At 67.2% G+C, this 6,834-nt stretch carries 7 protein-coding genes; 5 read left to right on the top strand and 2 right to left on the bottom strand.

All coding sequences use genetic code 11. The features are described 5' to 3' along the window. From H7290_RS02050 to H7290_RS02030, 5 genes are all read left to right on the top strand, one after another. On the top strand, positions 1–103 hold a 103-nt coding region (locus H7290_RS02050; RefSeq protein ID WP_290512354.1), incomplete at its 5' end, for a metallopeptidase family protein. A 10-nt stretch (positions 104–113) separates the two neighbouring features. Continuing rightward, complete coding sequence (locus H7290_RS02045) at positions 114–788, top strand: pirin family protein (protein ID WP_290512350.1); 675 nt, start codon at positions 114–116, stop codon at positions 786–788. 5 nt (positions 789–793) lie between these two features. Then, on the top strand, positions 794–1,219 hold the full coding sequence (gene aroQ, locus H7290_RS02040; protein WP_290512349.1) for a type II 3-dehydroquinate dehydratase: 426 nt from the start codon (positions 794–796) through the stop codon (positions 1,217–1,219). A gap of 62 nt (positions 1,220–1,281) precedes the next feature. Then, entirely contained in the window at positions 1,282–2,640 is a 1,359-nt protein-coding gene (locus tag H7290_RS02035) for an FAD-binding oxidoreductase (protein ID WP_366927585.1), read from the top strand. Next, on the top strand, positions 2,637–3,926 hold the full coding sequence (locus H7290_RS02030) for a cyclopropane-fatty-acyl-phospholipid synthase family protein (RefSeq protein WP_290512348.1): 1,290 nt from the start codon (positions 2,637–2,639) through the stop codon (positions 3,924–3,926). Before H7290_RS02035 ends, H7290_RS02030 begins: the two co-directional genes overlap by 4 nt. 127 nt (positions 3,927–4,053) lie before the next feature. Here H7290_RS02030 and H7290_RS02025 read toward each other — a convergent pair whose 3' ends face one another. After that, a complete protein-coding gene (locus H7290_RS02025) occupies positions 4,054–5,313 on the bottom strand; it encodes a nucleotide sugar dehydrogenase (RefSeq protein ID WP_290512347.1) in 1,260 nt (419 codons plus the stop codon). An 81-nt stretch (positions 5,314–5,394) separates the two neighbouring features. Next, the gene (locus H7290_RS02020; protein WP_290512346.1) at positions 5,395–6,714 is read right to left on the bottom strand and encodes a UDP-glucose/GDP-mannose dehydrogenase family protein; all 1,320 of its coding nucleotides are present in this window, start codon (positions 6,712–6,714) and stop codon (positions 5,395–5,397) included. Positions 6,715–6,834: the final 120 nt, after the last annotated feature.

Genomic DNA, 6,834 nt, shown 5'->3' with positions numbered 1-6,834 from the left:
GGAGGAGGACGTGGTGGAGGAGGTCGGCATCACGGTGGTGCACGAGATCGCCCACCATTTCGGCATCGAGGACGACCGACTGCACGAGCTCGGTTATGCCTGAGGTGGAGGCGATGATCGAGATTCACCGAGCAGGGGACCGCTTCTGCACCGTCGGTGAGGGTGTGTCGACGTGGCACAGCTTCTCGTACGGTGCGCACTACGACCCGGCGAACGTCGGCTTCGGACCCATCGTCGCGATCAACACCGAGCACGTCGAGGCCGGTCAGGGCTACGAGGCGCACCGCCACGCGGACGTGGAGATTGTCACGTGGGTGCTCCAAGGAGTCTTGCGGCACGACGACTCCACCGGTCACAGCGGGACGATCCGAGTGGGCACAGCGCAGCGGCTCAGCGCCGGCACGGGCGTCGAGCACTCTGAGCGCAACGCATCGACGGAGGTGCCACTGGCGTTCGTGCAGATGATGCTCGTGTCGGAGCGCGAGGGCGAGCCGGAGTACGTCCAGCGCGAGGTCGTCCCCGGCACAGGACTCGTCCCCACGGTGGCTGTCCACGCGCCCGCTGAGCTGTTCGTCGTGCGCCTCGCAGCCGGCGACATCGTGACCGTGCCCGCCAGCCGACGCAGCCTGATCCACGTGACGGCCGGTTCGATCCAGCTTGACGACAATGCCCGGCACAGCAACACCGTGCTGCAACCGGGCGACGAAGCCCGTTTGACGGCCGCCGGTGAGTACGATCTGAGAGCGATCGGTGCCGCCGACGCGCTGATCTGGCAGCTGCAGAGGTGACACTGATGACCGTCCTGGTGCTCAACGGACCCAACCTCGGGCGGCTCGGCGTGCGAGAGCCCGACATCTACGGTGTCGCGACGTACGCCGACCTGGTCGCGAGGTGCGAGGCGGTGGGAGCCGAGGTGGGGCTCGACGTCGACGTCCGCCAGACCGACACAGAGGCCGAGATGATCGGCTGGCTGCACGAGGCTGCCGACAGCGGCGCGCCCGTGATCCTCAACGCGGGGGCGTGGACTCACACCTCGGTGGCGGTGCGCGATGCGGCCAGCCAGCTGGGCTCCCCGCTGGTCGAGGTGCACCTGAGCAACGTCTACGCCCGCGAGGCTTTTCGGCACACGTCCTACCTCAGCGACATCGCCGCAGCTGTGGTCGTGGGCATGGGTCTCGAGGGCTACGCCGCGGCTCTTCGCTACCTCGCCGACGTTTGAGTGCCGTCTCACAGTTCGACCTGCTACCCGTTGCGGTCCTCGACGGGCTTAACCTAAAGCCCGTGAAAGGTTGGCACGCGCACGAGGCAGCGGTGGGGATGCTGCTGTCGTCGTACGGACGCTTGGCATCGGGTGATCGTGTACGCCTTGCGAAGAAGACCTCCAACCTGTTCCGCCCCCGGTCCGCCCACAAGACCCCCGGGCTCGACGTCAGCGGCCTCGACGGAGTCATCGCGATCGACACGGAGGCGCAGACCGCCGACGTGCAGGGCGTGTGTACGTATGAGGACCTCGTCGCCGAGACCCTGCCGCTCGGCTTCATCCCCTATGTCGTCCCGCAGCTGCGCACGATCACCCTCGGCGGTGCCGTCACAGGGCTGGGCATCGAGTCGACGTCGTTCCGCAACGGGCTTCCGCACGAGTCGGTCGTCGAGATGGACATCCTCACCGGCGCCGGAGTCATCGTCACCGCTTCCGCCGAGGGCGAGCACGCGGACCTCTTCGACGCGTTCCCCAACTCCTACGGCAGCCTCGGCTACGCCACCCGCCTGAAGATCCGCCTCGAGAAGGTGCCACGCCTCGTCGCGTTGCGCCACGTGCAGATGGCCGACGCCGCCGCGGCGGTCAAGGCCATCGAGGTCATCGCCGAGACGGGCGAGTGGCACGGCGAGCGCGTCGACGGGCTCGATGGCACGGCGTTCTCGCCCGATGAGATCTACCTGACGCTTGCGCACTTCACCGATCAGCAGCAGGCCGTCAGCGACTACACGGGCCAGCAGATCTTCTACCGGTCGATTCAGACCCGCGAGACCGACGTCTTGACCATGAACGACTACATCTGGCGCTGGGACACCGACTGGTTCTGGTGCTCGGGAGCCTTCGGAGCGCAGAACCCGTGGCTGCGCCGGGTCTGGCCCGCCCGCTACCGCCGCAGCGATTTCTACCACCGGCTCGTCGGCCTCGACGAGAAGCTCGGCATCGTCAAGACGCTCGACCGCCTCAAGAAGGTCCCGGGTCGCGAGCGCGTGATCCAGGACGTCGAGGTGCCGCTCGACCAGCTACCGAGGTTCCTCGAATGGTTTGACGAGGAGGTCGGCATGCGCCCGGTGTGGCTCTGCCCGCTGCGGACGACCCGTGCGTGGCCTGTGTACCCACTCGCGCCTGGCAAGACCTACGTCAACGTGGGCTTCTGGGGCACCGTCGAAGTTCCGGCCGACAGCGAGCCTGGCCTGGTGAACCGCAAGATCGAGGATTTCGTCCACGATCTCGGCGGCCACAAGTCGCTCTATTCTGAAGCCTTCTATGACCAGCAGACCTTCGACCAGATGTACGGCGGCGCGGCGCTCGCCGCCGTGCGTCGGACGTACGACCCCGACAGCAGACTCAGCACCCTGTACGAGAAAGCGGTGAGGAACACATGACCACAGACGTGGGAGCCCGGCTCACGATCGCGGACGCACTCGGACGACTCATGAAGGACGGGTTGCCGTTCCGCTTCGAGGGGTTCGACGGCAGCACCGCCGGCCCCGAGGACGCGCCGATCAAGATGACCCTCCTCAACGAGCGTGGGCTGTCATACCTCATGACGGCGCCGGGTGACCTCGGCTTCGCACGGGCGTACGTCTCCGGCGACCTGAAGCTCGAGGGCGTCCACCCGGGAAACCCGTACGACGTCATGGTGCTCGTGATGAGCCAGCTGAAGTTCAAGGTGCCGTCGGCGGCCGAGATGGTGCAGATCGTGCGCAGCCTCGGCTTCGGCAACCTCAAGCCGCCGCCGCCGCCGCCGGAGGAGCACCTCCCCAAGTGGCGCCGGGCCATGGAAGGCCTGCGCCACAACAAGAAGCGCGACGCCGACGCCATCCGCCACCACTACGACGTCTCGAACCGCTTCTACGAGCTCGTGCTCGGTCCTTCGATGACCTACACGTGTGCGGTCTACCAAACCCCCGAGTCGTCGCTGGAGGAAGCGCAGTTCGAGAAGTACGATCTTGTCGCGCGCAAGCTCGACCTCAAGCCGGGCCAGCGTCTGCTCGACATCGGTTGCGGTTGGGGCGGCATGGTCCGCCACGCCGCCAAGCACTACGGGGTCACCGTCATCGGGGTGACGCTGTCGCAGGAGCAGGCGCTCTGGGCGCAGCACGAGATCAAGAGCCAGGGCCTCGAGCATCTCGCCGAGGTGCGGTTCCAGGACTACCGCGACGTCCCTGAGACCGACTTCGACGCGATCAGCTCGATCGGCCTCACCGAGCACATCGGCGTCCGGCAGTACGGCGAGTACTTCACGACGCTGCGTGACCACCTCAAGGACGGCGGCCGGCTGCTCAACCACTGCATCACCCGCCCCAACAACAAGACCACCACCACCGGAGCGTTCATCGACCGCTACGTCTTCCCGGACGGCGAGCTGACCGGCGTCGGTCGCACCACCACCGCGATCCAGGACGCCGGTCTCGAGGTGCGACACGTCGAGAACCTGCGAGAGCACTACGCGATGACGTTGCGCGGCTGGTGCGAGAACCTCGTCGAGCACTGGGACGAGGCTCTCGAGGAGGTCAGCATCGGGCGTGCCAAGGTCTGGGGCATCTACATGGCAGGGTCGCGGCTGGCGTTCGAGCGCAACGAGATCGAGCTGCACCACGTGCTCGCGGTCAAGGCCGGCCTGCACGGAGACGCCAACTGGCCGTTGCGTCCCACGTGGGTGAGCTGAAGCACCCTCGATCGACGTGGGCCTCGCGGCAACGGGGAGTGCGAGATCGTCTGGACTCGATCCGCAATTTCTTGCGACCCCTCATGTCGAAGCGATGCGCGGCCTACGTCGACAGTGCGCCCTGCGGTCAGAGCCGGGCGACGGAGGGGTCGTCGGTGGCACCCTTGGTGTCGAAGAGGCACTTGGCGGTGGCGGCGATGGCCGTCAGGTCGTAGTCCTTGTGATTCTGCAGCAGCACCGAGACGTCGGCCGTGCGCAGCGACTCATCGAGGTCATGTGCAGGCGTGACGGTGACCCCGTTGGGGGACCACGCCTCGACGTGCGGATCGTGGAAGAGCAGCGTTGCGCCCTTGTCGAGGAGCAGCTGGGCCAGCGGCGTGGCGGGTGACTCACGCTGATCGGCGATGTTGGGCTTGTAGGTCACGCCGAGGAGCAGGATCGTCGAACCGCGCAACGCCTTGCCCTCGTCGTTGAGGAGGTCCGCGACCCGGTCGACGACGTAGGCCGGCATCTGCAGGTTGATCGCCTGGGCCAGCTCGACGAACTGGAACGGCCTGCCAAGCGTCGCGCGCACCTTGTACGACAAGTAGTTGGGATCGATCGGGATGCAGTGGCCCCCGACCCCGGGGCCGGGGTAGAACGCCTGAAAGCCGAATGGCTTGGTCGCCGCGTTGCGGATGACTTCCCAGAGGTCGATGTCCATCTCGTGGCAGAACTGCGCCATCTCGTTGACCAGCGCGATGTTGATGTGCCGGTAGGTGTTCTCCAGCAGCTTGGTCATCTCGGCCTCACGGGTGCCCTTCGAGGGGACCACGGACTCGATGAAACGACCGTAGAAGTCCGTCGCGACCTTGGTGCACGACGGAGTGTGTCCGCCGACGACCTTGGGGGTGTTGGCGATGCCGTAGACGGGGTTGCCCGGATCGACCCGCTCGGGGCTGAATGCGAGGTGGAAGTCGGTGCCGGCGACGAGGCCGCCCTTCTCGAGGATCGGGCGCACCACCTCGTCGGTGGTGCCGGGGTAGGTCGTCGACTCGAGCACGATGAGATGGCCCTTGCGCAGCTGGCGCGCGATGGTCGTGGTGGCGGCGATGACGGCGCCGAGGTCGGGCTCGCCGTCGACCGAGAGCGGCGTCGGGACGCAGATGACGATGGCATCGGCATCAGCAAGGACGGACTCGTCGGTCGAGGCCGAGAACCCGAGCGAGAGCATCTCGGAGATGTCGCCGTCGGTGAGGTCGTCGATGTGGCTCGTGCCGCCGTTGAGGGACGCGACCATGCCGGCGTTGACGTCGAATCCCGCGACGCTGAGACCGGATCGTGATGCCTGCTGGGCCAGCGGGAGGCCCACGTAGCCGAGGCCGATGATTGCCATGTCGATGGACAACGTTTTTCCTTAGTCTGGAGTGCAGGTCAGCATGGCGAGATTACCGCAACGGCTGTGCCGTCAGATCAGCGCTCGTGCAGGTCAGTGCTTCCCGCGGCCGAGGGCGCGGTAGGTCCAACCGGCGTCGCGCCAGACCTGGGGGTCGAGGGCGTTGCGGCCATCGAGGATGCGCGGGGAGTCGACGAGCGTCGCGAGGGCGACGGGGTCGAGGGTGAGGAAGTCGTCCCACTCGGTGAGGAGCAGCACGAGCTCTGCGCCGGCGACCGCCTCCTCGGCGGATCCGACGAAGTCGAGCTGCGGCTGCTTGGCCTTGGCGTTGGCGTTGGCCTCGGGGTCGGTGACGATCACGAGGGCGCCCGCCTCGCCGAGCTGGGCGGCGACATCGAGTGCGGGGGAGTCGCGGACGTCGTCGCTGTTGGGCTTGAAGGAGGCGCCCAGCACCGCGACCCGGCGTCCGCTGAGGTCGCCACCGAGCTCTTCGCGGGCCAGGGTGACCATGCGCTCGCGACGGCGCAGGTTGATGGCGTCGACCTCGCGCAGAAAACTGAGCGCCTGGTCGACGCCGAGCTCGTCGGCGCGGGCCATGAACGCCCGGATGTCCTTGGGCAGGCACCCTCCGCCGAAGCCGAGCCCGGCGTTGAGGAAGCGACGCCCGATGCGCACGTCGTGCCCGATGGCGTCGGCGAGCTGGGTGACGTCGGCGCCGGTGGCCTCGCACAGCTCGGCCATGGCGTTGATGAACGAGATCTTCGTCGCGAGGAACGAGTTCGCCGCGACCTTGACGAGCTGTGCCGTTGCGTAGTCGGTGATGATGCGAGGGGTGCCTTCACCCATGGGGGTTGCGTAGACCTCGTCGAGGATCGCAGTGGCCCGCTCGCCGGCCGGGCCGTCGGGGACGCCGTAGACGAGGCGGTCGGGGTGCAGCGTGTCCTTGACAGCGAACCCCTCGCGCAGGAACTCGGGGTTCCAGACGAGCGTCGCACCCGGCTGGGCTTGCGAGATCTGCTCGGCCAGACGTTCGGCGGTGCCGACGGGCACGGTGGACTTGCCGACCACCAGGTCTCCGTCGGCCAGGTGGGGGATGAGCGTCGTGATCGCGGCATCGACGTAGACCATGTCCGCGGCATTGCTGCTGGCCCTCTGCGGGGTGCCCACGCAGACGAAGTGCACGGTGCTGCCGACGACGGAGGCGGGGTCGGTCGAGAACGAGAGGCGGCCGGTTGCCATGGCGTCGGCGAGCAGTCCGGGCAGGCCGGGTTCGAAGAACGGCGCCTCGGCTCGCTGGAGCGCGGCGATCTTGTCACCGTCGACGTCGAAGCCGCTCACCTCGTGACCGAGCTTGGCCATGCACGCTGCGTGGACAGCGCCGAGGTAGCCACAACCGATCACAGAAATATGCACAGTCTGAGGTTATCAATCGCGGTGTCGCTGTCTGACCGCCGTGACGATGGTCACCGTCATCGCGCGGGTGGGCGCTTGCACTGGGGGTTGTCGGGTAGCCTGACCGAGGTTGTTTTGCCG

This window comes from Aeromicrobium sp. (genome assembly GCF_014378035.1).
Classification (GTDB): domain Bacteria; phylum Actinomycetota; class Actinomycetes; order Propionibacteriales; family Nocardioidaceae; genus Aeromicrobium.
This window is presented reverse-complemented; position numbering and strand designations above follow the sequence as displayed.

Coding starts and splice junctions, on each gene's coding strand:
- aroQ (WP_290512349.1), top strand. CDS start 794: ATGACCGTCCTGGTGCTCAACGGACCCAACCTCGGGCGGCTCGGCGTG.
- H7290_RS02045 (WP_290512350.1), top strand. CDS start 114: ATGATCGAGATTCACCGAGCAGGGGACCGCTTCTGCACCGTCGGTGAG.
- H7290_RS02030 (WP_290512348.1), top strand. CDS start 2,637: ATGACCACAGACGTGGGAGCCCGGCTCACGATCGCGGACGCACTCGGA.